Here is a 22672-nt window from a genome sequence, read left to right as displayed (position 1 = left end):
TCAGTTACCCTTCTCGACGGGCGCGCCGACGAGGTTGCCCCACTCCGTCCACGAGCCGTCGTAGTTGGTGACGTTCTCGTAGCCGAGGAGTTCGTGAAGGGCGAACCACGCGATGGACGAGCGCTCGCCGATGCGGCAGTAGGCGATGGTGGACTCGTCGCCTTCGATGCCCTGGTCCGCGTAGAGGTCGCGGAGTTCGTCGGCAGACTTGAAGGTGCCGTCGTCGTTGACGGTCGCGGCCCACGAGATGTTGCTCGCGCCGGGGATGTGGCCGCCGCGCTGGGCGGTCTCCTGCAGTCCCGGGGGCGCGAGAATCTCGCCGGAGAACTCTTCGGGCGAGCGAACGTCGACGAGGGGAAGACCCTTGTCGACCGCCTTCTCGACGTCGTCGCGGTACGCGCGGATGTCCTCGAAGGGACCCTTGGCGCTGTAGTCTTGCTCCGGGAAGGACGGGATTTCGTCGGTCGTCGGATAGTCGTTGTCGACCCAGTAGTCGCGGCCGCCGTTCATCAGGTGAACGTTCTCGTGGCCGTAGTACTTGAACTGCCAATAGGTGTAGGCGGCGAACCAGTTGGAGTTGTCGCCGTAGAGGACGACCGTAGAGTCCTCGGAGATGCCGTGGGAGCCGAGGAGGTCCTCGAAGTCCTCCTTGGTCAGCACGTCGCGGGTCGTCTGGTCCTGCAGCTGGGACTCCCAGTTGAACCCGATGGCACCGGGGGCGTGACTCTCGTCGTACGCCTCGGTGTCCACGTCCACTTCGACGAGTCGGTACGCCGGGTCGTCGCTCTGGAACTCGTCGAGGTGGCTCTCCACCCAGTCCGCAGAGACGAGCACGTCCTTCGCGTAATCGGAGTTTGACATCGCGTTTCACCGTACAACAGGAAGGCCCATAACTCTCACAGCGACGGCATGTACGGCCTGACCTCGGGTGATGCGGCAATATTGTCCCAGATAAGGCGGGGGAGACGGCGAAAGTGACTCGGAGAACGGCCGTCTCGGGGATTCTCAGCCCGGTATCCGACGAAACCAGCAACAACATCCGCTACCCCGGACACGTGGCGAGGGGTGCGAGGAGGGGCGGACCTAAATCCGCGGCCCGGAAACGTGGGGACATGGTAGACGTGGTCTCTTCGACGTGGCTCGCGGACCGACTCGGCGACGTTCGCGTGGTGGACGTACGGGACGGCTGGGAGTTCGACGGCATCGGGCACCTCCCCGGCGCGGTGTCGATACCCTTCGACGAGTTCCGAAGCGCCGACGGCGACGTGGGAATGCTCCCCGGCCGCGACGCGTGGTCCGACCTCCTTTCGGGCGCGGGCATCGCGGCCGACGACGACGTGGTCGCCTACGACGACACCCACGGCGTCTTCGCCGCCCGCTTTCTCGTGACCGCCCTCCTCTACGGACACGACCCCGAGAAACTCCACCTCCTCGACGGCGACTTCAGCGCGTGGAACCGCGAGCGCGAGACGACGACCGAGGCGACCGAGGTCGAGGGAACGGTCTACGAGATAACCGACCCGACCGAGACGCCGCTCGTGGACTTCGAGGCGGTCGAAGCCGCGCTGGACGACCCCGAGACCGTCATCGTGGACACCCGCGACCCCGCGGAGTACGACGAAGGCCACCTCCCCGGCGCGGTCAACCTCGACTGGCGCGAACTCGTCGACGACGAGACCCGCGGGCTGAAACCGCGGGACGAACTCGACTCGATTCTGGACGCCGCGGGCGCCGCCCCGGACCGTCGGGTCGTCCTCTACTGCAACACCGCCCGGCGCATCAGCCACACCTACGTCGTCCTCTCGCACCTCGGCTACGACGACGTGGCGTTCTACGAGGGCAGCCTCACCGAGTGGGAGGAACGCGACGGCGCGGTCGTCGAGGGCTGACGAGCGGCGCAGTCAGGGAGTCTCGACCGGGTCGTCGCCCGCGGCCTCCTCGCCTCCGCCGTCGTCGACGCGTAACTCCGCACCGAGCAGGTCAACGGACTCCGCGAGGAGCGCGACGACGAGCGGGCCGGCGATGATACCAACCGGACCGAGGCTGAGCAGGCCGCCGACGAAGCCGACGAAGTAGAGGCTCCCCGGCAGGTCGGCGGTCTCCTTGGCGAGTCGCGGGCGAATCAGGATATCCGGGAGCCACGCGACCGCGAATCCGCCGACGGCGACGACGAGCGCGGCGGCGACGAGGTCGCCGACCGCGACGTGGTAGACGGCCATCGCCGCGAGCAGGACGCTCGGGCCGACGATGGGGATGAACTGGAGGACGGCCGCGACCGTGGCGAGCGTGACGACGTAGTCGTAGCCGAGCGCCCAGAAGACGACGAGGCCGATGGCGAACGTGCCGACGGCGGTCGCCGCCTGCAGGACGTAGATGGCGAACAGTGTCTCGCGGGCCCGCTCGTTGAGGGCCGTCGCCGCATCCCGGTAGTCGGCGGGGACCAGCGCGAGGAGCGTCCGCCCGACGGCGTCGCCGCTGAGGAGCAGCGAGAACACGAGGAAGCCGAACAGCGTGAGTTTGATCAGGACCACGGGCGCGGCGGTGGCGGCGACGCGGCCGAGCGACTGGAGCAGGTCGAGGCCGACCGCAACCACGTCGTCGAGCGTCACCGTCTCGACCATCCCGAGGAACTCGACGGTCACCACGTCGGGCAGGAGCGCCGCGAGCTCGAGGATGTCGCTCAGTCGGAGGAAGACGATGACGACGAGCGGCGCGAGCACGACGCCGACGCCGACCGCCGCGACGACGGTGGCGGCGAGGCTGGAGACCCATCGGGAGACCCCGCGCGCTTCGAGGCGTCGCCTGAGCGGCACGAGCAGGTAGGCGACCGTGATGGCGAAAAACACCGTCGCCAACACGTCCGCGAGCATGACCGCCGCGAGCAGCACGAAGAGGGCGAGCACACCGCCGAGGACGTACGGACGAGAAGCAGTCACCTCCGGTGATACTCCCGCCGAGGATAAAGTCGTTCTCCCGATACGGACCTCGAATCCGACAGATTCGGCCGTTTATTCGTCTCCGAGAACACCACGCCCGTTAAATACCACAGAGTGCAACAACCGAGTAATGAGACGACGTAGTTTCCTGAAGGCCGCCGGTGCGGGAGGCGTCTCCGCGCTCCTCGCCGGCTGCACCGGGACCGGCGGCGAGCAGACGACGACCGAGGCCTCGGGCGACACGGCCGAGACGACCACGACGACGACCGAGGGGACGACCACAGGCGGCGAGTCGCCGACGCTCACCGTCGGCACCTACGGCTCGTTCGTCGACGCGCCGAGTTCGAGCCCCGGTCCGTGGCTGAAAGAGACGTTCGAGTCCGAGTTCGACGCGACGCTGGAGTGGCAGACGCCCGATTCGGGCGTGAACTACTACATCGAACGCGCCCTCCGCGGCGTCGAGTCCGGCGCGGACCTCTACGTCGGCCTCGACGCGCAGATGCTCGTCCGCATCGACCAGAACCTCGACGAGGCGCTGTTCTCGCCCGCCGAGGGACTGTCCCGACTGGGCGACGTGAACGAGCAACTGAACTTCGACCCGCAGGGCCGCGCGGTCCCCTACGACACGGGCTACATCTCGCTCGTCTACAACGAGACCTACGGCGACGGCGACTTCGTCGCCCCCGAAACGTTCGACGGCCTGCTGGAGTCCGAGTACGCGGGCGCGCTCCTCGCGCAGAACCCCACGTCGTCGGCGACGGGACAGGCGTTCTTACTCCACACCATCGACGCCAAGGGCGAAGACGGCTACCTCGACTACTGGGCGAGCCTGAAGGAAAACGACGTCCGCGTCCTCGGCAACTGGGAGGACTCCTACAACGCCTACTCGAACGGGGAGGCCCCGATGGTCGTCTCGTACTCGACCGACCAGGTGTTCGCCGCCGAGGCCGGCGAGGACATGGCGAAACACCAGATTCGCTTCCTGAACGACGAGGGCTACGCCAACCCCGAGGGGATGGCCCACTTCGCCGACGCGTCGAACCCCGACCTCGCGGCCGAGTTCATGGACTTCATGCTCCGACCCGAGGTGCAGGCCGAAATCGCCGTCCGCAACGTCCAGTTCCCGGCCACGACCACCGCGGAGCTGCCCGAGGACTTCGCGCAGTACGCACAGGAGCCGCCGGAAGCCGTCACGTTCTCCTACGACCGGCTTCAGAACAACCTGAGTGACTGGACCGACGCCTGGGCCCGCGAGTTCGCCAGAAAGTGAGGTGAACCGGTGAGCCGCGTCTCGGTTCGCCGGGTCGTCCGCGTCCTCGAACAGCGACTGCTCACCCTCGTCGCGGCGCTCACCGCCGTCGTCCTCCTGGTCCTGTTTTACTACCCCGTCGCCACCGTCTTCGCCGACGCCGTCCTCGTGGACGGCCGACCCACGGTCGAACCCATCGCGGCGATTCTGACGAGCGAGTTCTACCTCGTCGACATCATCTGGTTCACGGCGAAACAGGCGTTCTACTCGACGCTCGCCAGCCTCGCGCTCGGCCTCCCCGCCGCGTGGCTGTTCTCGCGCTTCGAGTTCCGCGGCCGTGAGACGCTCCGTTCGCTTACCATTCTCCCGTTCGTCATGCCCTCCATCATGGTCGCCATCGGCTTCGTGGCGACGTTCGGCCGCAACGGGACGCTGAACCGCGCGCTCTCTGCCGTCGGCCTCCCGCCGGTCGAACTGCTGTTCACGCTCGAAGCCATCATCGTCGCCCACGCGTTCTACAACGCCCCGCTCGTCGCCCGCGTCGTCACCGCCGCGTGGGAGAGCGTGGACGCCCGGACCGTCGAGACCGCCCGCTCGCTCGGCGCGAACCCGCGGCGGGCCTTCCGCGACGTTGTCCTCCCACAGCTCCTGCCGTCCATCGGCGTCGGCGCGACCCTGACGTTCATCTTCACCTTCGCGTCGTTCCCCATCGTCCTCGCACTCGGCGGCTTCCAACTGGCGACCATCGAGGTGTTCGTCTACTCGCGGGTCCGAGACCTCGCGTACGCCGAGGCCGCCAGCCTCGCGGTCATCGAGACGGTCATCTCCATCACGCTGACCGCCGTCTACCTCCGGTACGAGGCCAGCCAGCGGTCGGCCGGCGGCGCGGCGAACCCGCTTCCTCGCCGGTCTGTCGTCCCGTCCGACTGGACGCCGAAATCGGCGCTCCGAACCGCCGGCATCGCCGGCTACGCCCTCATCGTCGGACTGGTGTTCGTCGTCCCCATCGCCAGCATGGTGCTGGCGAGCGTCACCGGCGGCGACGGCGGCTTCACGCTCGCCAACTACGCCTTCCTCGCCGAGCGACAGGCGACCGGCGCGAGCTTTCAGGTCAAACCCCTCCCCGCCATCCTGAACTCGCTGGCCTTCGCCGCGGGGACGCTCGTCGTGGCCGTCCCGATGGGCGTGGTGATGGCCGTCCTCACGACCCGCCGGTACCGTGGGCGCGGCCTCATCGACGTACTCGCGATGGCACCTTTCGCCGTCTCGGGCATCGTCGTCGGCCTCGGCCTGCTCCGCGGCCTCGTCTTCGGCGTCGACGTGCTGGGGACGCGAATCCGCGTCACCGGCGCGCTCGCTATCGTCGCGGCCCACGCCGTCGGCGCGTACCCCTTCGTCACCCGAAACGTCGCGCCGCTTTTCGCCCGACTCGACGGCCGGCTCGTGGAGTCCGCGCGGTCGCTCGGTGCGACCAGAACCCGCGCGCTCGTCGATATCGAACTGCCGCTCGTCTGGACCGGCGTCGTCGCGGGCGCGGCGTTCGCCGTCGCCATCAGCATCGGCGAGTTCGACTCGACAATCATCCTCGCGGAGGGCGCGGGGAGCTACACGATGCCCATCGCAGTCGAGCGGTTCCTCGGGCGACGTCTCGGCCCCGCGACGGCGATGGGCTGTCTCCTGCTTCTCGTCACGTCCGCCAGCTTCCTCGTCGTGGACCGCTTCGGCGGTCGGTGGGGCGAGCTATGAGTGAGCCCGGAGAACGAGACGAGGGCGAGCCGCGGGAAGTGAGAATTATGACCGTCCGCCGGCGAGGGGAGAACGTGACTTCGGAGGCGAACCCGTGAGACTCGAACTCGACGCGGTGTCCAAGCGCTACGGGTCGGCGACGGCGCTCGATTCCGTCTCGCTGTCGGTCGACGACGGCGAGTTTTTCACGCTCGTCGGCCCCTCTGGCTGCGGCAAGACGACCACGCTCCGCTGTATCGCCGGCTTCGAGTCCCCGACCGAGGGGACCGTGCGCTTCGACGGCGAGTCGATGGCCGGCGTCGCGCCCGAGTCTCGGGGCGTCGGCGTCGTGTTCCAGAACTACGCGCTGTTCCCGCACCTCAGCGTCGGCGAGAACGTCGCCTACGGCCTCCGCTTTACCGACCCGCCGGGCGGCGGCACCCGCGACGAGCGCATCGCGGAACTGCTGGACCTCGTCGACCTCGCGGGGTTCGAAGACCGCGACCCGGACTCTCTCTCGGGCGGGCAACAACAGCGGGTCGCGCTCGCCCGCGCCCTCGCGCCCGGCCCGAACCTGCTGCTCCTCGACGAGCCGATGTCGGCGCTCGACGCCCGACTCCGCGACCGCCTCCGCCGACAGGTAAAGCGAATCCAGTCGGAACTCGGCGTGACGACCGTCTACGTCACCCACGACCAGTCGGAGGCGCTGGCGGTGTCCGACCGGGTGGCCGTCCTCAACCGCGGCCGCGTCGAACAGGTCGGCCGGCCCCGCGAACTCTACCACCGACCGCGGACGCGGTTCGTCGCGGAGTTCCTCGGCGAGAACAACGTCCTCGACGCAGTCGTCGAGTCTCGACCGGAAACGGGGGGGATTCGCGTCGGCGTCGGCGACGCGGTGTTCACGCTGGCCGAGGGGCGGCGCGTCCTCGGCCAAGGTGGTTCGGCGTCCGGCGACCGCGCTGAAAGCGACGGGAGAGACGGCGGCCGACCCGCACGTCCCGCGCCCGGCGACGAACTCACCTTCTGCGTCCGACCCGAACAGCTCCGGGTCGGCGCGGAGACGAACCGGGTTCGCGGGACCGTCGTCGACACCGAGTTTCAGGGGGCGACGACGCGGGTGCGACTCGACTGGGGCGAGACGGAACTCGTCGTGGCGGTCGAAGACGGCGGCGAAGAATCAGCGGCCGGATTCGAGGTCGGGACGACGCTTGATATCGGATTCGCCCCGGCGTCGGCTCACATCGTCGAGTAGGTCGAAAGCGCGGGTCGGTCGGTTCTGCGGTCCCGTTCCGCGTCAGGGCGCGACGCCGACGGTCAGGAGCGTGCCGAACGTCCGGTAGCGCTCGACCATCTCCTCGCGGGTCTCCCAATCGTCGGTCGGGAACTCGGCGGCCGCCGGGATGTCGATGTCGAGGTCGGCGATGGAGTCCTGTTCGGCGACGTGGAGGCCGGCGTCGCGGAACGCCTCGCGGTACTCCGCGTGGGACCACCGGGTCATGTCGATGGAGATGAGCTCCTGCCACTCGTGGGAGTGGACGTTCTCGTCGTAATAATTGACCGCGCAGTAGAACGTCCCGCCGGGCCTGAGGATACGGGCGATTTCTTCGAGGGTGTGGTGCGGGTCGGCGGCGTAGTAGAACGCCTCCATCGACCAGACGTGGTCGACGCTGTCGTCGTCGAACGGGAGGTCGTCGAAGTCGCCGACGAGAAACGAGAGGTCGTCGGTGTCGGTGTACTCGCGGGCGTTCTGGACCATCTCGGGCGAGCCGTCGAGGCCGAACCCGCGGCCGATGCCCTTCGTGTCGTGAAGCGCGCGCAGGGCGTAGCCGCTTCCGGTCCCGAGGTCGACGACGGTGTCGCCTTCCTCGACCGGCATCCGTGCGAGCGCGTGCTTCGCGGTGTGCCAGTGTCGGTCCTCCATGCCCTTGTCGCGGCCGTCGGCCGCCCAGGCGTCGAACTCGTCGCGGACGCTCATACCGAAGCCTCGCGCGCCGGGGTGAAAATGCGTTCGAACTGGTCCCGCGGGGGCGGCGAATCCGGCGGCGAATCAGCCGTGTCTCCCGTCGCGCCTTTTAATTGCCGCCGTCCCGACGACCGGTGTATGGTCGGAGTCCGCCGCCGGTTCGCGCTCGCCGACACCGCCCAGCAGGTCGTCGGCGGGTTCCTCCTCGCGGGGCCGTTCGTCGTCACCGAGGAGGTGTGGGTGCTCGCGCGGAGCATGTCGTTCGCGCAGGCGCTCCTCACGCTCTTTATCGTGCTCGCGGTCGGCTACGGCGCGCTCTACAAGGCCGACGACCGCGACCCCGACAGGGAGCGCGAGGTCGGCGGGATTCCCGTCCGGTTCATCTCGCTCATCACCGTCTCGTACCTCTCCGTGTTCATCCTCGCGCTCGCGTTCGACGCGCCGGGGACGTTCCTCTCGGACGTGTCGGGACAGGTCCTCGTCACCGTGCTGGGGTACGACCTCGACCTCGCGGTGCTCCGTATCACGCTCAAGGCGACGAGCGTCGGCGCGGTGTTCAGCGTCATCGGCGCCGCCACGGCCGACTCGCTGTTCTGACCGCCCAGCGCGCGGAGAGTGAACACACGACACGATTCGGGGACGCCGCGGCCCAAGCGGCATGAAGGATTAAGTCGGCAGGGTAACTGCTTGGGGTATGGATTACGAGCTCGCCATCGAAGACGCGCCCGCGACGATTCCGGGCGGCACAGGTATCTTGCTCCTTCATCCGAGCATCGGCGAGACCGACCGCATCGACACGGACTTCTTCAAAGTCGACACCGACCGCTTCCTCGTCATCTCGACGCGGACCACCGCGCGCGAGGTCGAACAGAAGCTGGAACACTACGAGGTCGACGAGTCCAGCGCCACCATCCTCGACACGCTCTCTATCGAGCGCGGCTACTCCCGACGCAGTTCGGACAACATCCACTACGTCGCGGCTCCCGACGACCTCGACGCCATCGTCGGGAAGACCCGACAGTTCCTCGAAAGCCACGACGGAAAGCTCCGGCTCAGCGTCGATTCAGTCACGGAGATGGCCTACTACGCCGACGAGGACCGCGCCTTCGAGGCGACGAAACAGATTCTCGAACTCCTCGACGAGTTCGACGCGGTAGGGCTGTTCCACCTCTCGAAAGAGGTCCACGACCAAGAGACGCTGGACCGATTCCGCGAACTGTTCGACGGCGTCGTCGACCTCGACGAGGACGGCACCGTCGAAACCGAGTTCTGAGGCGACGCGCGACGCGCTCGGACGCGACCGACTACGCCGAGTCGGCGTCGTCGTCGGCCGAATCGTCGGTGGCCGCGCCGTCGACCGGTTCCGCGTCGTCGGCCGCGAGTTGCTCGAACGTCTTTTCCGCCCACTTGACCGCGTAGCTCGGCCCGTGGTCGCGGTACGCCGCGGTGTCCAGCGCCGAAAACGGCGCGGGGAGGTCGCGGCCGTGTTTGATGGCCGAACACGCGAACTCGGTCGCCTCGGCGAACGAGAGTCTGCCAAGCGCGACGAGCCGCGGGAGGTTCGCAAGTCGGTCGTCGAGTCGGCCGCCGGCATCGACCCACGCGTCGTGGAGGCGGTCGTGGCTCCCCTCCCACGACGCGAACGCCTCGCGGGTGTGGAGACCGACCCAGCCCTCGTAGAGGGCGGCGGCGACCTGATACGTCTCGCTCGGGCCGAGCGGCGTCGCCGCGGCGAGGTCGCGGTACCGCTCACCGAAGAAGGGGAGGAAGTGCTCCGGAATCTCGTCGTTTCCGGCCTGCACGAACGCCTCGGCGATGAGGAAGTCCAGAAAGTCGTCCGGCGTCCCCTTCGCGCGGTACTTCACCAGCACGACCGGCGGGTCGGTCTGTCGGGACCACGTCACGGTGCCGTCGCCGGGCATCCCGATGGTGAAGTCCGACGACGCGTAGCGCCGGAGCTGTTGGGGCGAGTCGTCTGGTAGCCACTCCGCGGGGTACGCCGCCGGGGAGAGCGACTCGACCACCAACCCGAGGTTCTCCGCGGCCTCGGGTGGGATGGTGTCGAAGTCACCGGCCACGTCCAAGACGAGCGCGCCGGAGGCGTACTCGTCGCGGACCGATTCGAGGTCCGACGGCAGGGTGCGCGTCTCGAACATCCGCTCAGGCGATGCTCATCCCGACGAACACGACGGCCAGCAGGGCCGACACGCCGACGGTACCGAGCACGATTTTCGTCGCTTGGCTCATAGTGGCACGATTAGGGGCCCGCCGCTTAACTGTTACACTCTATCGTCGGCCGAATCTCCAGTCGAAACGGAGGGGTTCGGGGACGTACCCCACGGTCGTCGGTCACACGGTTCGGTCGCGTCGCGGACGCGAGAGAAAACAGCAGGCTCGTCGGCGTCGCGGTCAGGGAACGAGCTGTTCGCCGTCGTCGTCGAGGATGCGGATGGCCTCGACGGGGCAGACGCGGGCGGCGAACTTCGCGTCGAACTCGGCGTCCTCGGGGACCTCGCGGACGAAGACGCCGTCGTCGGTCTCCTCGCCGTCGACGAGGTCGGCCTTGCCGTCGTCGACGTTCTTCTCGAAGCCCTCCCACTCGTCGACACACTGGAACATGCCGATGCAGGTGTCGCGGTCGTACTCGACTCTCATGCGCCATCGTACCGCCGGGCCGTACAAAGCCCTGCCGACGCGGGGACGTGGGTCGGCGACCGAACCGACCCGATGGCTTAAACCGGGGGACGGTCCAAGGGAGATGCAATGCGAACTGCGGACCTGACGGGCCTGCCGACGGGGATTCCCGAGGCCCTCCGCGACGAGGGTATCGAGGAGCTGTACCCGCCGCAGGCCGAGGCCGTCGAGGCCGGCCTGACGGACGGCGAGAGCCTCGTGGCCGCCGTCCCGACGGCGAGCGGAAAGACGCTCATCGCCGAACTGGCGATGCTGTCGAGCGTCGCGCGCGGCGGGAAGGCGCTGTACATCGTCCCGCTCCGGGCGCTCGCCTCCGAGAAGAAAGCCGAGTTCGAACGCTGGGAGGAGTACGGCATCGACGTGGGCGTTTCGACCGGCAACTACGAGTCCGACGGCGAGTGGCTCTCCTCGCGCGACATCATCGTCGCCACCTCCGAGAAGGTCGACTCGCTCGTCCGGAACAACGCGGCGTGGATGGACCAACTCACCTGCGTCGTCGCCGACGAGGTCCACCTCGTCGACGACAGACACCGCGGGCCGACGCTGGAGGTCACGCTGGCGAAGCTCCGCCGGCTCAACCCGAACCTGCAGGTCGTCGCGCTCTCGGCGACCGTCGGCAACGCGGGCGTCGTCGCCGACTGGCTCGACGCGGAACTCGTCAAGTCCGACTGGCGACCCATCGACCTCAAGATGGGCGTCCACTACGGCAACGCCATCTCCTTCGCCGACGGGAGCCAACGCGAGGTGCCGGTCGGCCGCGGGGAACGGCAGACGCCCGCGCTCGTCGCCGACGCGTTGGAGGGCGACGGCGACGGCGACCAGGGCTCCTCGCTCGTCTTCGTGAACTCGCGGCGAAACGCCGAGTCCGCGGCCCGCCGCATGGCCGACGTGACGGAGCGGTACATCACCGGCGACGAGCGCGGCGACCTCGCGGAACTCGCCGCCGAGATACGCGACGTGTCCGACACCGAGACCTCCGAGGACCTCGCCGCGGCGGTCGCCAAGGGCGCGGCGTTCCACCACGCGGGGCTCGCCGCGGAGCACCGAACCCTCGTCGAGGACGCCTTCCGCGACCGACTCATCAAGTGCATCTGCGCCACGCCGACGCTCGCCGCCGGCGTCAACACCCCGAGCCGCCGCGTCGTCGTCCGCGACTGGCAGCGCTACGACGGCGACTACGGCGGAATGAAGCCGCTTGACGTGCTCGAAGTTCACCAGATGATGGGTCGCGCCGGTCGGCCCGGCCTCGACCCCTACGGCGAGGCGGTACTGCTCGCGAAGGACGCCGACGCCCGCGACGAACTGTTCGAGCGGTACATCTGGGCCGACGCAGAAGACGTGCGGTCGAAGCTCGCGGCCGAGCCCGCGCTGCGGACGCACCTGCTCGCCACCGTCGCCTCCGGCTTCGCCCACACCCGCGAGGGACTGCTCGAATTCCTCGACCAGACGCTCTATGCGACCCAGACCGACGACCCCGAGCGACTCGGACAGGTGACCGACCGCGTGCTCGACTATCTCGAAGTAAACGGGTTCGTCGAGTTCGAAGGAGAGACGATACGGGCGACGCCCGTCGGCCACACCGTCTCGCGGCTCTATCTCGACCCGATGAGCGCCGCCGAAATCATCGACGGCCTCGAATGGGCGGCGGACCACCGAACCGAGAAGCTCCGGGCGCTCGCGGGCGAGACGCCCGAGAAGCCGAAACAAGCGCGGGGCGAATCCGACGACGAACCCGGCGGCTTCCAGCGGGCCAGCGAGATGGTCGCGACAGAGAGCGGCGACGGGGGAGACGTTGACGCCGGTGGTTCCGGAGACGACGACGCCGACGAGTTCGAGACGGACCGGACGTATCCGACGCCGCTCGGCCTCTACCACCTCGTCTGCCGGACGCCGGACATGTATCAGCTCTACCTGAAGTCCGGCGACCGCGAGACCTACACCGAACTGTGCTACGAGCGCGAACCGGAGTTCCTCGGGCGCGTCCCCTCGGAGTACGAGGACGTGGCGTTCGAAGACTGGTTGTCGGCGCTGAAGACCGCGAAGCTCCTCGAAGACTGGGTCGGCGAGGTCGACGAGGACCGAATCACCGAGCGCTACGGCGTCGGCCCCGGCGACATCCGCGGGAAGGTCGAGACGGCCGAGTGGCTCCTCGGTGCAGCCGAGCGACTCGCCTCCGAACTCGACCTCGATTCCGTGTACGCGGTCCGCGAGGGGAAAAAGCGCGTCGAGTACGGCGTCCGCGAGGAACTGCTCGACCTCGCCGGCGTCCGCGGCGTCGGCCGAAAGCGCGCCCGACGGCTGTTCGAAGCCGGCGTCGAGAGTCGGGCCGACCTCCGCGAGACCGAGAAATCGCGCATCCTCGCCGCGCTCCGGGGTCGCAGGAAGACGGCTCAGAACATCCTCGAAGCCGCGGGTCGGAAGGACCCCTCGATGGACGAGGTGGACGAAGACGACGCGCCGGAAGACGCCGTCCCCGACGACACCGGCTTCGAGACGGCAAAAGACCGCGCCGACCAACAGGCGAGTCTGGGTGATTTCGAATGAGACTCGTCGAAGCCGAGGCGACCGTCTCGGACCTCGATTCGTTCATCGCGGTCGTCGGCGACGTGGCCGACGAGACGGGCGCGACGGTGCAGGCGTTCGACGCCCGGTACGTCGTGGACCGCGAGCACCTCGAACGGGCGACCGAACTCGCCGACCGGGCCATCGGCCGCGGCAACGAAATCGCCCGCGACCGGGCCGTCGAAATCCTCCTCTACGCCAGCGGCCGCCGGCAGATTAACCGCGCGTTCGAAATCGGCGTCTCGGAGGGGACGCTCCCCGTCGTGATTCTCGTCGACGGCGGCGACGAAGAAGGCGCCGAGGCCGCGCTGTTCGACCGACTCGACCTCGAACCCGCGGAGACCCTCGGTGACTACGACGAAGCGCTCGTCCGCGAGGTGTTCGACGTGGGCGAGACGGAGTTGCGCGTCGCCGACGGCGACCTCCCCGCACTGGTCAAAGAACGAGTCGCGCTGCTCGCGGTCGAACGCTAAGCGGTTTTCACGACCCGTATCGCCCGTATTCGGACGGTCTGAGAATCCGTCATCAAAAACTCCACTCGAAACACACCCCTTGGGTTTCTGAAACCTACCCCTTCGTTTCAACTGGAGAACAGGGGACAGCGCGGCCTCAAAGAGCGTGAGAATCGGAGAAATAGTCCCACCAGGATTCGAACCTGGGTCGTTGCCCCCAGAAGGCAACAGGATTGGCCACTACCCCATGGGACTTCGCATCAATTCGTACTTCGCGGGTATTTGTAAACGTTGCGTGTCGATTCCGCCGTGCGATTTTATGGCACGGTGACGGACAGACGTGCATAAACCGCCAACTATTTGCCCCTATTCTATCCACTCTCGTGTATGTACGTCGGACGTTTCGTCGTCGTTGGCCCCGGAATCGGTGCGTATCGCGTCTCCTCTCGGTCCTTCCCGAACCGACAGGTCGTCGACCGGGACGGAGCCCTGACCGTCGGGCCGACGCCCGACGCCCCCGAGACCGATAACCCCTACATCGCCTACAACTGCGTCCGCGAGGGCGGCGACTACGTCGTCGTCGGCAACGGCTCGCAGGTCGACCCCATCGCGGAGAAACTCGACCTCGGCTACCCGCCGCGCGACGCCCTCGCCGAGATTCTGCTCGCGCTCGACTACGAGAAAGACGACTACGACACGCCCCGAATCGCGGGCGTCGTCGGCGACGACGAGGCGTTCATCGGCATCGTCCGAAAGGACGCGCTCGTGGTGGAAGCCGTCTCCGAACCCACGCTCGTGGCGACCTACGAGGAAGACGAACCGCGCGCGTTCGACCTCGACGCGGAGACCGCGGCCGACGCGGCCCGCGAACTCTACGACCACGAGTTCGAACACGCCGTCTGTGCCGCCGCCGCGACCGTCGGTGACTCGGTCGAGACCGCCTTCTACAACGGCGAGTAACGCGACTGTCGGCGTCCCGCCGGGTCAGGTGCGCTGTCGTACTCGACTCGCGACCGGCCCGGAACTTTTCAGCCGCGCACCCGTACACCGAGCCATGCGACTGGGCGTCATCTCGGACGTGCACGGGAACCTCCCGGCACTCGACGCGGTGCTCGAATCGATGCCGCCGGTCGACCGACTGGTCTGCGCCGGCGACGTGGTCGGCTACAACCCGTGGCCCGAGGAGTGCGTGTCCGAACTCGCCGACCGGGACGTGCCAACGGTCTCGGGGAACCACGACCGCGCAGTCACGTCGGGGACCGGCTTCCGCTTCAACAGCATGGCGGCCGCGGGCGTCGACTACGCCCGCGACGCGCTCTCCCCGGCGTCGATGGAGTGGCTATCGTCACTTCCGAAAACCCGACACGTCGCCGACGGCCGGGTCAAACTCGCCCACGGCCACCCCGACCACCCCGACCGCTACACCTACCCCGACGACTTCTCGCCGTCGCTCCTCGACGGCGAGGACCTGCTGGTGTTGGGTCACACCCACGTGCAGGGCCACCGAATCTACGACGACGGAATCGTCCTGAACCCCGGAAGCGTCGGCCAGCCCCGCGACGGCGACCCGCGGGCGGCCTACGCGGTCGCCGACCTCGACGCGATGGAAATCGAGGCGGAGCGCGTCAACTACGACATCGACCGCGTCGCCGAGCGCGTGCGCGAGGTCGGCCTGCCGGAGCGACTGGCGAGCCGGCTGTACGAGGGAAAATAGGGACGAAATCGAGTAGCTATCCTGAAGCCGTCAGTTCGACACCGGTTCGAGCCGCGCCGAGAAGTGCCGAAGCTCCTTCATCGGCGGCTCCTCGACGATTTCGAGACCGCCGTACTCGCCGGCGGAGTCCATCACCTTCGCGGCCGTCTCGGCGACGTGTTCGAGATGTTCGCGGCTGTAGGTGCGCCGCGGGAGCGCGAGGCGCACGAGGTCCGGCCGGTCGGTGCCGGGGAACGCGAAGCCGCCGAGTTCGACGCCGCGGACGCCGCCTTCGAGATAGAGCGCGCAAACGAGTTCCTGTCCGGGGAACTCGTCTTTCGGGATGTGCGGGAACACCTCGCCGGCGTCGAGATAGACCGCATGGCCGCCGGTCGGCTGGTAGACGGGGACGCCCGCCTCGACGAGGAGGTCGCCCAGTTCGGCCACCTGTTCGACGCGGTCGGACACGTAGGGCGGCGTGACGGCCTCGCGGAGGCCGACGGCCATCGCCTCGATGTCGCGGCCCGAGAGGCCGCCGTAGGTCGGAAAGCCCTCGTAGAGGATGGCGCGCTGCTTCGCGTGTTCGAACACCGTCTCGTCGCGCATCGCGGCGAAGCCGCCGATGTTGACGAGCGCGTCTTTCTTGCCGGACATCGTAATCGCGTCGGCGTGTTCGAACTGCGCGCGGGCGATTTCGGCGACCGAGCGGTTCTCGTAACCCGCCTCGTGGGTCTTGATGAAGTGGGCGTTCTCCGCGAATCGGCAGGCGTCGATGACGAACATGGCGTCGATGTCGCGGGCGAACTCGGCGGTGGCGCGAATGTTCGCCATCGAGACCGGCTGGCCGGCGACGGAGTTGTTCGTGATGGTGAGGACGACGACGGGAACCGCGTCGGCGCCGACCTCCTCGACGAGCGCGTAGCCCGCGTCGATGTCGAAGTTACCCTTGAACGACTCCGTGGAGTTCGGGTCGCGCGCGGCGGGCGACGGACAGTCGACCGGCTCCGCGCCCTGATTGACGATGTGGGCGCGGGTCGTATCGAAGTGCGAGTTGTTCGGAACCACGTCGCCGTCCTCCAAGAGGACGCCGTAGAGGACGTTCTCCGCCCCGCGACCCTGATGGGTCGGTACGACGTGCTCGAAGCCCATCACGTCGCGGACCGACTCCGCGAGTCGGGCGAACGACTCGCTGCCCGCGTAGGCCTCGTCGCCGCGAATCATCGCCGCCCACTGCTCTGCGGACATAGTTCCCGTCCCCGAGTCGGTCAAGAGGTCGATGTACACGTCGCGGGCGTCGAGGTTGAACGCGTTGTAGCCGGCCCGTTCGAGGGCGGCCTCGCGCTCCTCGCGCGAGGGGAGTTCGATGGGCTCGACCATCTTCGCCTTGTACGATTTCATGCCCGCAATAGACCCGCGAACGTGAAGTAATCGGCAGGCGGAAAATCGAGGGACGACGCCCGGTTTTCGGCGCTCGTGGACGGGACTGTGCATCGGTGTCGCCGGCTGTTCCGCTATCGCCACGAACCGCCCACGCCGACCGTCGGATGCTGCCGGCTGTTCGGCGTCGCTGGCGGAAACGACTGCGTAAAAACGGAATCGAGCCGAGGAGCGGGCTCAGAACTTGTCTTGGATGATGCCGAGCGTCTCCTCGCGGTCGTCCCACGCCACGAAGATTGCGACGGAGGTCGCGGAGGTGATGGCGTCGTGGATGTTGATGCCGGCGTCGGACAGCGGCTGAACGATGTCGAGGATGACGCCGGGGCGGTTCGGGAGTTCGCCGCCGGTGACGCGGACGACGGCGATGTCGTCTTCGACGGTGACGGAAGACAGCGCGTCGTCGGCGACGACGCGGTCGTGGAGGACGGCCTCGGCCCGGTCGGAGTCGTCTTCGAGGACGTAGAACGTGATAGAGTCCATCCCGGAGGCGACCGAGTCGACGTTGATGTCCTCTTCTCGGAGGGCTGCCGAGAGGTCCGCGAGGATTCCCGGTCGGTTGCGAATCGCTCGCCCGGCCACGGTGAGACACGCGAGGGGTTCTTCCTGCATGTCGATGAGGTTGTGGAACTCGCCTTCGATGAGCGTCCCGCCGGTGAGCAGGTCGCCGTGCTGGTAGTGGACGACCCGAACGTCGAGCCCCGCGTCCTTGTACGAGAGCGCAGACGGCGCGACGACCTCGGCCCCGCGGAACGAGAGGTTCCGAAGCTCGTCGACGGTGATGCGGCCGACGTTGCGCGCGCCTTCGACCACGCGCGGGTCGCCGGTCATGACACCCTCCACGTCGGTGACGATGACGACCTCGTCGGCGTCCATGTAGTTACCGAGCATCACGGCGGAGGTGTCGGAGCCGCCGCGGCCGAGCGTCGTGATTTCGCCGTCGTGGTTCTGCGCGAGGAAGCCGGTGATGACCGGAACGACGCCGTCGAGTTCGGCGGCGAGCTTCGCGGCCCGCTCTCGGGTCGCCTCGACGTCGACCTCGCCGAGGTCGTTCGTGATGACCGGCCACTCGTCGGTGCCGGGTTCGACGAACAGGGCGTTGACGCCGCGGGCGGCCAGCGCCGCCTTGAGCATGCGCACGCTGGTCCGCTCGCCCATCGAGACGATTTCGGCGCGGTCGCGGTCGTCGGCCTCGAACTTGATTTCGTCGAGGAGGTCGTCGGTCGTCGAGCCCATCGCGGAGGCGACGACGGCGATTTCGTGGCCGTGTTCGACGGCCGCGGCGATGGAGTCCGCGGCGCGGTTGATTCGGTCACCGCTACCGAGCGAGGTGCCGCCGAACTTCGCGACTACGCGCATCGTCCCTCCGGTGCGTCGCGTCGCTTCGGGGCTTCGTTGGTAAACATGCGAGGGGCTAACGCGGGGGGACGTATAACTATGTCCTCCGATTCAACCGTTGCCGTCACCCTCGAATCCGGCGTCGAGACGGCCCGTACCGCCGCCTCGCGTGCGGAGATTTATCACCGAAGGCGCGGTACGTTCGGGTATGGATGTCAGAGACGCCGTGGACACCGACGCCGAGGCGCTCGCCGCCGTCGCCGACGCGCCGATACGGGCGATGCGGCGGCTGATACGCGACCGCACGGTCCGTCTCGCCACCGCCGACACGGGCTCCGACCCGAACGCCGACGCGCCGGCCGACGACGAACCAGTACTCGGGTTCGTCGGCTTCGACGTCCGCGACGGCGTCCTCCACGTCACTCGGCTCGGCGGGACCGAGCCGGCGGTACGGCGGCTGCTCGAAGAGCCGCTCCGCTTCGCCAGCGCCGAGAGCCTGCCGGTCGAGGTGCTCGTCCTCGAATCCGAGCGGCCGCTGTGTGACGCGGTCGAGCACGCCGGGTTCGACCGCGTCGGCCACGGCCCGCGGTTCGAGGGGTCGCCGACCGTCCGGTACGTCCTCGACGAGACGGGGTAGTCCAGCCCGCGGGGCGCGACCGCCCAGTTCGCTCCCGTCGCGCGCAACGAGGGCGCGGTCGGCGAGAACCGACGGTGGGAATACATACCTCCCTCTCGTTTGGTGGCCCATGACTGAACGACGTGCGAACCGGCGGCCGGGAGTGAGACGACTGTGACCACGGTCGAAGAGTTGTTCGTCTCGCTCGCCGGCTCGGACCCGGTGATGCAGGGCCTCCTCGGCGGCATCGTCATCGCCGGCATGAACATGGTGGGCGCGCTTCTCATTCTCGTCTGGCGCGACCCCTCGAAGCGCTCGCTCGACACGCTCCTCGGCTTCGCCGCCGGCGTCATGCTCGCCGCGAGTTTCACGAGTCTCATCCTCCCCGGCATCGAGGCGGCGGGCGGGAATCCGATTCCGGTCCTCGCCGGCTTCGTCATCGGCGTCGTCGTCCTCGACCAAGCGGACCTGTGGATTCCGCACGTCCACATCCTCGTGACCGGCAAGACCCGGACGGACGCCCCTGAGACGGAGAAGAAGATGGCCTCGGTCGTCCTCTTTATCGTCGCCATCACCATCCACAACATGCCCGAGGGCCTCGCCGTCGGGGTCGGCTTCGGCTCCGGCGACCTCGGGACGGCAATCCCGCTGATGCTCGCCATCGGCATCCAGAACATCCCCGAGGGGCTGGCGGTCTCCATCGCCGCCGTCAACGCCGGCCTCCGGAACACGACCTACGCGACGTTCACGGGCATCCGAGCCGGCCTCGTGGAGATTCCGCTCGCCGTCTTCGGCGCGTGGGCCATCCAGTACGCCTCGGCGCTGCTCCCCTACGCAATGGGCTTCGCCGCCGGCGCGATGCTGTTCGTCATCTCCGACGAAATCGTCCCCGAGACGCACTCGAACGGTCACGAGCGCGTGGCGACCTTCGGGACGATGGTCGGCGTCGTCGTGATGCTCTACCTCGACGTGACGCTCGGGTAGTCGAGTCGGGGTCGCGGAACCCGAAAACAGAACGCCCCGGAAAACGCCGCAAAAACGAGAGTTCGAGTGGAAGCGAAGGGGTTCGGTCGTCGGTCCGCCGTCAGGGGACCCGGCGTCGAGCGCGCGTCAGTCGTCCGCGGCCGGTGGGTCGGACGGAACCTCGTGGTTGGAGAGACCGGCGGTCGGCGCGAGGAACTTCGCCGGGTCGAAGGCGTCGAGGCCGTCGTCGGCGGCCACGCGCGCCGGCCAATCCGGATTGGCGAGCGCGCTCGTTCCCAGCGTGAACAGGTCCGCGCCGGCGTCGACGGCGGCCCCCGCCGCGTCGGGGTCACCGAGACCGCCGTTGGCGATGACGACCGTGTCGTCCGCGACGTGTTCGGCGGCCGCCTCGGCGAGCGAGGACCCGTCCGCGCCGAAGGTCGGACTCGTCGCGTCGGTCTCGGTCGTGTGGACGTAGTCGGCTCCGGCGGCCGAGAGCGCCTCGAAGAAGACCGCGGCCGCGTCCTCGCCTTCTGGCCACTCGTAGTCGCCGTCGGTCACTTTCTCTTGGGAGACGCGGATGCCGACGACGAACTCCTCGGGGACCGCGTCGGCGACCGCAGAAAGGACCTCGGCGGGGAACTTAACGCGAGACTCGGGGCCCCCGCCGTACTCGTCGTCGCGCTGGTTCGCGTCCGCCGCGAGGAACTCGTTGAGCAGATAGCCGTTCGCGCCGTGGAGTTCCACGCCGTCGAAGCCGGCTTCGACCGCGTTCCTCGCCGCCTGTACGAAGCCCTCACGAGCGGTTTCGAGGTCCACCTCGTCAGCCGCCTTCGGGACGGCAAACTCGCCGCTCCCGCCGTAGGCTTCCGCCTTCTGGCCGTCGGGCTGGACCGCGGAGGGCGCGAGCGTCCGGTCGCCGTCGAGGTGCGGGTTCCCCTGCGACTGCGCCCCGGCGTGCATTAACTGCGCGAAAATCGGCGTGTCGACCTCGTGGACGGCGTCCGTGACGTTCGTCCACGCCTCGACGTGGTCGTCGGTGACGAGCCCCGGCTGGTTCAGATAGCCTTGGCTGTACGCGTCGTCCGTGTAGACGCCCTCGGTGACGAGGAATCCGAACCCGCCGTCGGCGAACTTCCGGTAGTAGTGGGCCATCTCGTTCGTCGCCAACCCCTCGTCGGTGGCGCTGATACGCGTCATCGGTGCCAACCCGGCCCGGTTAGCGAGCGACAGGTCGTTCAGGATCGTCGCGTCGAACAGCGCGTCGTCAGTCATCACCGATTCTGCGCGCGTCGCGGATAAAAAGCGACGGCGGAATGGTCCCGACCCCCGCACATCCGGCGTGCTATCAGGGGGCACGCTGAGCAGGAGAACGGCCGCCGACTCAGGAGAACTTCCGAACCGTCATGTTCAGCGTGTCGAGGTCGACAATGGGGGCGTAGCCGGCGTCGGGGTCGATGTTGACGGACTTCTGGAAGTCGGTCTGGGCCTGCCAGCAGCCGGAGTTGACCGCGAGGACGTTGTGGTACTTGCCCCAGCCGAGCTTGTGGACGTGGCCGGTGTGGAAGATGTCGGGCACGTCCTCCATGACGAGGTAGTCGAGTTCCTCGGGCGCGAGGCGGGTGTGGCCCCCGAACTGCGGCGCGACGTGGCGCTTTTTCAGGAGCTGATACATCGCCTTGTGCGGCTCGTCGTAGCTCGCCTTATCGGCCGGCAGCTCGGCGATGACCTCGTCGAGCGAGACGCCGTGGTACATGAGAACGTTGACCCCTTCGAGCGTGATCATCGAGGGATTGCTCGTGATTCGAGCGTCGTGGGCCGACATGATATCGCGGAGTTCGTCGTCGAAACCGGGTTGTGGCTCCGCGAGTCGGACCGCGTCGTGGTTGCCCGGAATCATCACGATGTCGAGGTCGCCGGGCACCGATTTGAGGTGCTCCGAGAACGCCTCGTACTGCTCGTAGATGTCGATGACGTCGAGTTCCTCGTCTTGATTCGGGTAGACGCCGACGCCCTCGACCATGTCGCCGGCGATGAGGAGGTACTCGATGCGCTCTGCCTCCTCGGTGTGGAGCCAGTCGGCGAAGCGATTCCACGCGCCGGCCATGAATTCCTGGCTGCCGACGTGCACGTCCGAGATGAGCGCCGCCTGCACGTCCCTGTCGGCGGTGTTGGGTCGGTGGCTCCGCGGCACGTCGGGGAAGTGCATCGAGTCGACGAAGAGGATGCCCGCGTCGCCCGAGAGCGTCCCCTGCACCGCGATGCACTCGTCCATGAGGAGTTCGTCGACGTAGCCCGCGATGTCCTTGTCCTTCATCACGAGACAGGGGAACGTCCCCGTCGTGTCTTCGAGTTCGATAATCCAGTGGCCGCTCTTGGTGGAGCGAACGTCGTCGACGAGGCCGATGAGTTCCGCGTCCTCGCCGCCGGACATGTTCGAGATGGCCTTCGCGGGACGGTGGTTGACGCGCCCGCGGAGCATCTTCGAGAGCTTCTCGTAGCGGTCGCGGAACACCTTCACGAAGTCGTCGTACTCGCCGGTGCCCGTCGACTGGCCGGTCATGTCGTTGGCGATTTCGAGGGACCGAAGCGCCGGGTCGACGTTCCGCCCGGTCGGCTCTCCCTCGGCTTCGGCTGGAGTCGATTGAGCAGTGTGGTCCGCGTTGTCGTGCGATGTTGCAGCGGAAACAGGGGGGTCTGACGCGGCGGTGGCAGACGCGTCGGCGTCCGTAACCTGCGCGGCGGCCGGGCCGGTCGATTCCGTTCCCGGCGGGTCCGCGGCGGGGGCGGACGCGAGCACCTCGCGGACGTGGTCGGCGGTGATGCGAAGCGCGTCGTCCGGGACGGCTTCGACGACGCGGGCGAGGGTGCGGCCGGGGTCGTCGGAGCCGGCGATGAGGGTCACGGCCTCGCGTTCCGCGTTGTAGCCGCGACCGACGAGCGCCCGGACGATGCGCGCCGGCGTCTCCAGTGGCACACCCGGAGTGTGCGACACGCGGCAAAAAGGATGCCGAAACCCAGAACGTTGAAACCCAGTCCGGGTAAAC

General features: G+C 68.0%; 22 protein-coding genes and 1 tRNA gene. 12 read left to right on the top strand and 11 right to left on the bottom strand.

Translation table 11 applies throughout. The annotated features are described in order from the left end of the window. Window positions 1–861 (bottom strand): sulfurtransferase, encoded by an 861-nt coding sequence (locus C457_RS00540; RefSeq protein WP_004045008.1) that lies wholly within the window; start codon window positions 859–861, stop codon window positions 1–3. A gap of 251 nt (window positions 862–1112) precedes the next feature. Here C457_RS00540 and C457_RS00535 point away from each other — a divergent pair, with 251 nt between their 5' ends. Then, window positions 1113–1889 carry a sulfurtransferase gene (locus C457_RS00535; protein WP_008090971.1) on the top strand — a complete coding sequence of 259 codons (777 nt, stop codon included), beginning with the start codon at window positions 1113–1115 and terminating at the stop codon, window positions 1887–1889. A 12-nt stretch (window positions 1890–1901) separates the two neighbouring features. Here C457_RS00535 and C457_RS00530 read toward each other — a convergent pair whose 3' ends face one another. Further along, window positions 1902–2936, bottom strand: a complete 1035-nt coding sequence (locus C457_RS00530) for an AI-2E family transporter (protein ID WP_049913332.1) — start codon at window positions 2934–2936, stop codon at window positions 1902–1904. A 130-nt stretch (window positions 2937–3066) separates the two neighbouring features. On the opposite strand from C457_RS00530, the gene C457_RS00525 reads away from it, so the two are divergent. The 3 genes from C457_RS00525 (at window position 3067) to C457_RS00515 (ending at window position 7162) form a co-directional block, all read left to right on the top strand. After that, window positions 3067–4206 carry a thiamine ABC transporter substrate-binding protein gene (locus C457_RS00525; protein WP_008090969.1) on the top strand — a complete coding sequence of 380 codons (1140 nt, stop codon included), beginning with the start codon at window positions 3067–3069 and terminating at the stop codon, window positions 4204–4206. Between the two features lie 9 nt (window positions 4207–4215). Continuing rightward, window positions 4216–5931, top strand: coding sequence for an ABC transporter permease (locus C457_RS00520; protein ID WP_008090968.1), 1716 nt, complete (start codon window positions 4216–4218; stop codon window positions 5929–5931). 94 nt (window positions 5932–6025) lie between these two features. Continuing rightward, window positions 6026–7162 (top strand): ABC transporter ATP-binding protein, encoded by a 1137-nt coding sequence (locus C457_RS00515; RefSeq protein ID WP_008090967.1) that lies wholly within the window; start codon window positions 6026–6028, stop codon window positions 7160–7162. A 42-nt stretch (window positions 7163–7204) separates the two neighbouring features. On the opposite strand, the gene C457_RS00510 is transcribed toward C457_RS00515, so the two are convergent. Further along, window positions 7205–7885: a class I SAM-dependent methyltransferase gene (locus C457_RS00510; protein ID WP_008090965.1), complete on the bottom strand. Its 681-nt coding sequence runs from the start codon at window positions 7883–7885 to the stop codon at window positions 7205–7207. Between the two features lie 126 nt (window positions 7886–8011). Between C457_RS00510 and C457_RS00505 the strand changes: the two genes are divergently transcribed. After that, on the top strand, window positions 8012–8470 hold the full coding sequence (locus C457_RS00505) for a DUF2391 family protein (RefSeq protein WP_008090964.1): 459 nt from the start codon (window positions 8012–8014) through the stop codon (window positions 8468–8470). A 97-nt stretch (window positions 8471–8567) separates the two neighbouring features. After that, window positions 8568–9146, top strand: a complete 579-nt coding sequence (locus C457_RS00500) for a DUF7090 family protein (RefSeq protein WP_008090962.1) — start codon at window positions 8568–8570, stop codon at window positions 9144–9146. 31 nt (window positions 9147–9177) lie between these two features. Here C457_RS00500 and C457_RS00495 read toward each other — a convergent pair whose 3' ends face one another. From C457_RS00495 to C457_RS00490, 3 genes are all read right to left on the bottom strand, one after another. Then, the gene (locus C457_RS00495; protein ID WP_008090959.1) at window positions 9178–10029 is read right to left on the bottom strand and encodes a DUF7089 family protein; all 852 of its coding nucleotides are present in this window, start codon (window positions 10027–10029) and stop codon (window positions 9178–9180) included. A gap of 4 nt (window positions 10030–10033) precedes the next feature. After that, complete coding sequence (locus tag C457_RS21205) at window positions 10034–10120, bottom strand: hypothetical protein (RefSeq protein ID WP_422653684.1); 87 nt, start codon at window positions 10118–10120, stop codon at window positions 10034–10036. Between the two features lie 162 nt (window positions 10121–10282). Then, entirely contained in the window at window positions 10283–10528 is a 246-nt protein-coding gene (locus C457_RS00490) for a ferredoxin (RefSeq protein WP_004044976.1), read from the bottom strand. A 108-nt stretch (window positions 10529–10636) separates the two neighbouring features. Here C457_RS00490 and C457_RS00485 point away from each other — a divergent pair, with 108 nt between their 5' ends. Together C457_RS00485 and cgi121 are read left to right on the top strand one after the other, a co-directional pair. Then, window positions 10637–13111: an ATP-dependent DNA helicase gene (locus tag C457_RS00485; protein WP_008090954.1), complete on the top strand. Its 2475-nt coding sequence runs from the start codon at window positions 10637–10639 to the stop codon at window positions 13109–13111. After that, window positions 13108–13602 carry a KEOPS complex subunit Cgi121 gene (cgi121, locus tag C457_RS00480; RefSeq protein ID WP_008090952.1) on the top strand — a complete coding sequence of 165 codons (495 nt, stop codon included), beginning with the start codon at window positions 13108–13110 and terminating at the stop codon, window positions 13600–13602. The genes C457_RS00485 and cgi121 overlap by 4 nt, the downstream gene beginning before the upstream one ends. 161 nt (window positions 13603–13763) lie before the next feature. On the opposite strand, the gene C457_RS00475 is transcribed toward cgi121, so the two are convergent. Beyond that, a tRNA-Gln gene (locus C457_RS00475) sits at window positions 13764–13836 on the bottom strand. 132 nt (window positions 13837–13968) lie between these two features. Here C457_RS00475 and C457_RS00470 point away from each other — a divergent pair. Beyond that, window positions 13969–14541: an IMP cyclohydrolase gene (locus C457_RS00470; protein WP_008090950.1), complete on the top strand. Its 573-nt coding sequence runs from the start codon at window positions 13969–13971 to the stop codon at window positions 14539–14541. Window positions 14542–14635: 94 nt separating this feature from the next. Continuing rightward, a complete protein-coding gene (locus tag C457_RS00465; protein WP_008090948.1) occupies window positions 14636–15295 on the top strand; it encodes a metallophosphoesterase family protein in 660 nt (219 codons plus the stop codon). A gap of 30 nt (window positions 15296–15325) precedes the next feature. On the opposite strand, the gene C457_RS00460 is transcribed toward C457_RS00465, so the two are convergent. Further along, entirely contained in the window at window positions 15326–16672 is a 1347-nt protein-coding gene (locus C457_RS00460; protein WP_008090946.1) for a tryptophanase, read from the bottom strand. A gap of 216 nt (window positions 16673–16888) precedes the next feature. Then, complete coding sequence (locus tag C457_RS00455; RefSeq protein ID WP_008090944.1) at window positions 16889–18067, bottom strand: aspartate kinase; 1179 nt, start codon at window positions 18065–18067, stop codon at window positions 16889–16891. A gap of 187 nt (window positions 18068–18254) precedes the next feature. Between C457_RS00455 and C457_RS00450 the strand changes: the two genes are divergently transcribed. Then, entirely contained in the window at window positions 18255–18683 is a 429-nt protein-coding gene (locus C457_RS00450; RefSeq protein WP_008090941.1) for a hypothetical protein, read from the top strand. 153 nt (window positions 18684–18836) lie between these two features. Next, entirely contained in the window at window positions 18837–19646 is an 810-nt protein-coding gene (locus C457_RS00445) for a ZIP family metal transporter (protein ID WP_008090940.1), read from the top strand. A gap of 126 nt (window positions 19647–19772) precedes the next feature. On the opposite strand, the gene C457_RS00440 is transcribed toward C457_RS00445, so the two are convergent. Together C457_RS00440 and C457_RS00435 are read right to left on the bottom strand one after the other, a co-directional pair. After that, a complete protein-coding gene (locus C457_RS00440) occupies window positions 19773–20900 on the bottom strand; it encodes an oxidoreductase (RefSeq protein ID WP_008090939.1) in 1128 nt (375 codons plus the stop codon). Window positions 20901–21009: 109 nt separating this feature from the next. Next, window positions 21010–22602: a DNA-directed DNA polymerase II small subunit gene (locus C457_RS00435; protein WP_008090938.1), complete on the bottom strand. Its 1593-nt coding sequence runs from the start codon at window positions 22600–22602 to the stop codon at window positions 21010–21012. Window positions 22603–22672 lie beyond the last annotated feature (70 nt).

Origin of the sequence: Haloferax prahovense DSM 18310, from assembly GCF_000336815.1 — an archaeon.
Classification (GTDB): Archaea; Halobacteriota; Halobacteria; order Halobacteriales; family Haloferacaceae; genus Haloferax; species Haloferax prahovense.
Note: the sequence above shows the minus strand (reverse complement) of the source record. Positions and strands in the feature narration are given on the sequence as shown.

Coding starts and splice junctions, on each gene's coding strand:
- C457_RS00490 (WP_004044976.1), bottom strand. CDS start 10,528: ATGAGAGTCGAGTACGACCGCGACACCTGCATCGGCATGTTCCAGTGT.
- C457_RS00540 (WP_004045008.1), bottom strand. CDS start 861: ATGTCAAACTCCGATTACGCGAAGGACGTGCTCGTCTCTGCGGACTGG.
- C457_RS00495 (WP_008090959.1), bottom strand. CDS start 10,029: ATGTTCGAGACGCGCACCCTGCCGTCGGACCTCGAATCGGTCCGCGAC.
- C457_RS00485 (WP_008090954.1), top strand. CDS start 10,637: ATGCGAACTGCGGACCTGACGGGCCTGCCGACGGGGATTCCCGAGGCC.
- cgi121 (WP_008090952.1), top strand. CDS start 13,108: ATGAGACTCGTCGAAGCCGAGGCGACCGTCTCGGACCTCGATTCGTTC.
- C457_RS00440 (WP_008090939.1), bottom strand. CDS start 20,900: ATGACTGACGACGCGCTGTTCGACGCGACGATCCTGAACGACCTGTCG.
- C457_RS00535 (WP_008090971.1), top strand. CDS start 1,113: ATGGTAGACGTGGTCTCTTCGACGTGGCTCGCGGACCGACTCGGCGAC.
- C457_RS00465 (WP_008090948.1), top strand. CDS start 14,636: ATGCGACTGGGCGTCATCTCGGACGTGCACGGGAACCTCCCGGCACTC.
- C457_RS00455 (WP_008090944.1), bottom strand. CDS start 18,067: ATGCGCGTAGTCGCGAAGTTCGGCGGCACCTCGCTCGGTAGCGGTGAC.
- C457_RS00510 (WP_008090965.1), bottom strand. CDS start 7,885: ATGAGCGTCCGCGACGAGTTCGACGCCTGGGCGGCCGACGGCCGCGAC.
- C457_RS00460 (WP_008090946.1), bottom strand. CDS start 16,672: ATGAAATCGTACAAGGCGAAGATGGTCGAGCCCATCGAACTCCCCTCG.
- C457_RS21205 (WP_422653684.1), bottom strand. CDS start 10,120: ATGAGCCAAGCGACGAAAATCGTGCTCGGTACCGTCGGCGTGTCGGCC.
- C457_RS00470 (WP_008090950.1), top strand. CDS start 13,969: ATGTACGTCGGACGTTTCGTCGTCGTTGGCCCCGGAATCGGTGCGTAT.
- C457_RS00500 (WP_008090962.1), top strand. CDS start 8,568: ATGGATTACGAGCTCGCCATCGAAGACGCGCCCGCGACGATTCCGGGC.
- C457_RS00450 (WP_008090941.1), top strand. CDS start 18,255: ATGGATGTCAGAGACGCCGTGGACACCGACGCCGAGGCGCTCGCCGCC.
- C457_RS00525 (WP_008090969.1), top strand. CDS start 3,067: ATGAGACGACGTAGTTTCCTGAAGGCCGCCGGTGCGGGAGGCGTCTCC.
- C457_RS00505 (WP_008090964.1), top strand. CDS start 8,012: ATGGTCGGAGTCCGCCGCCGGTTCGCGCTCGCCGACACCGCCCAGCAG.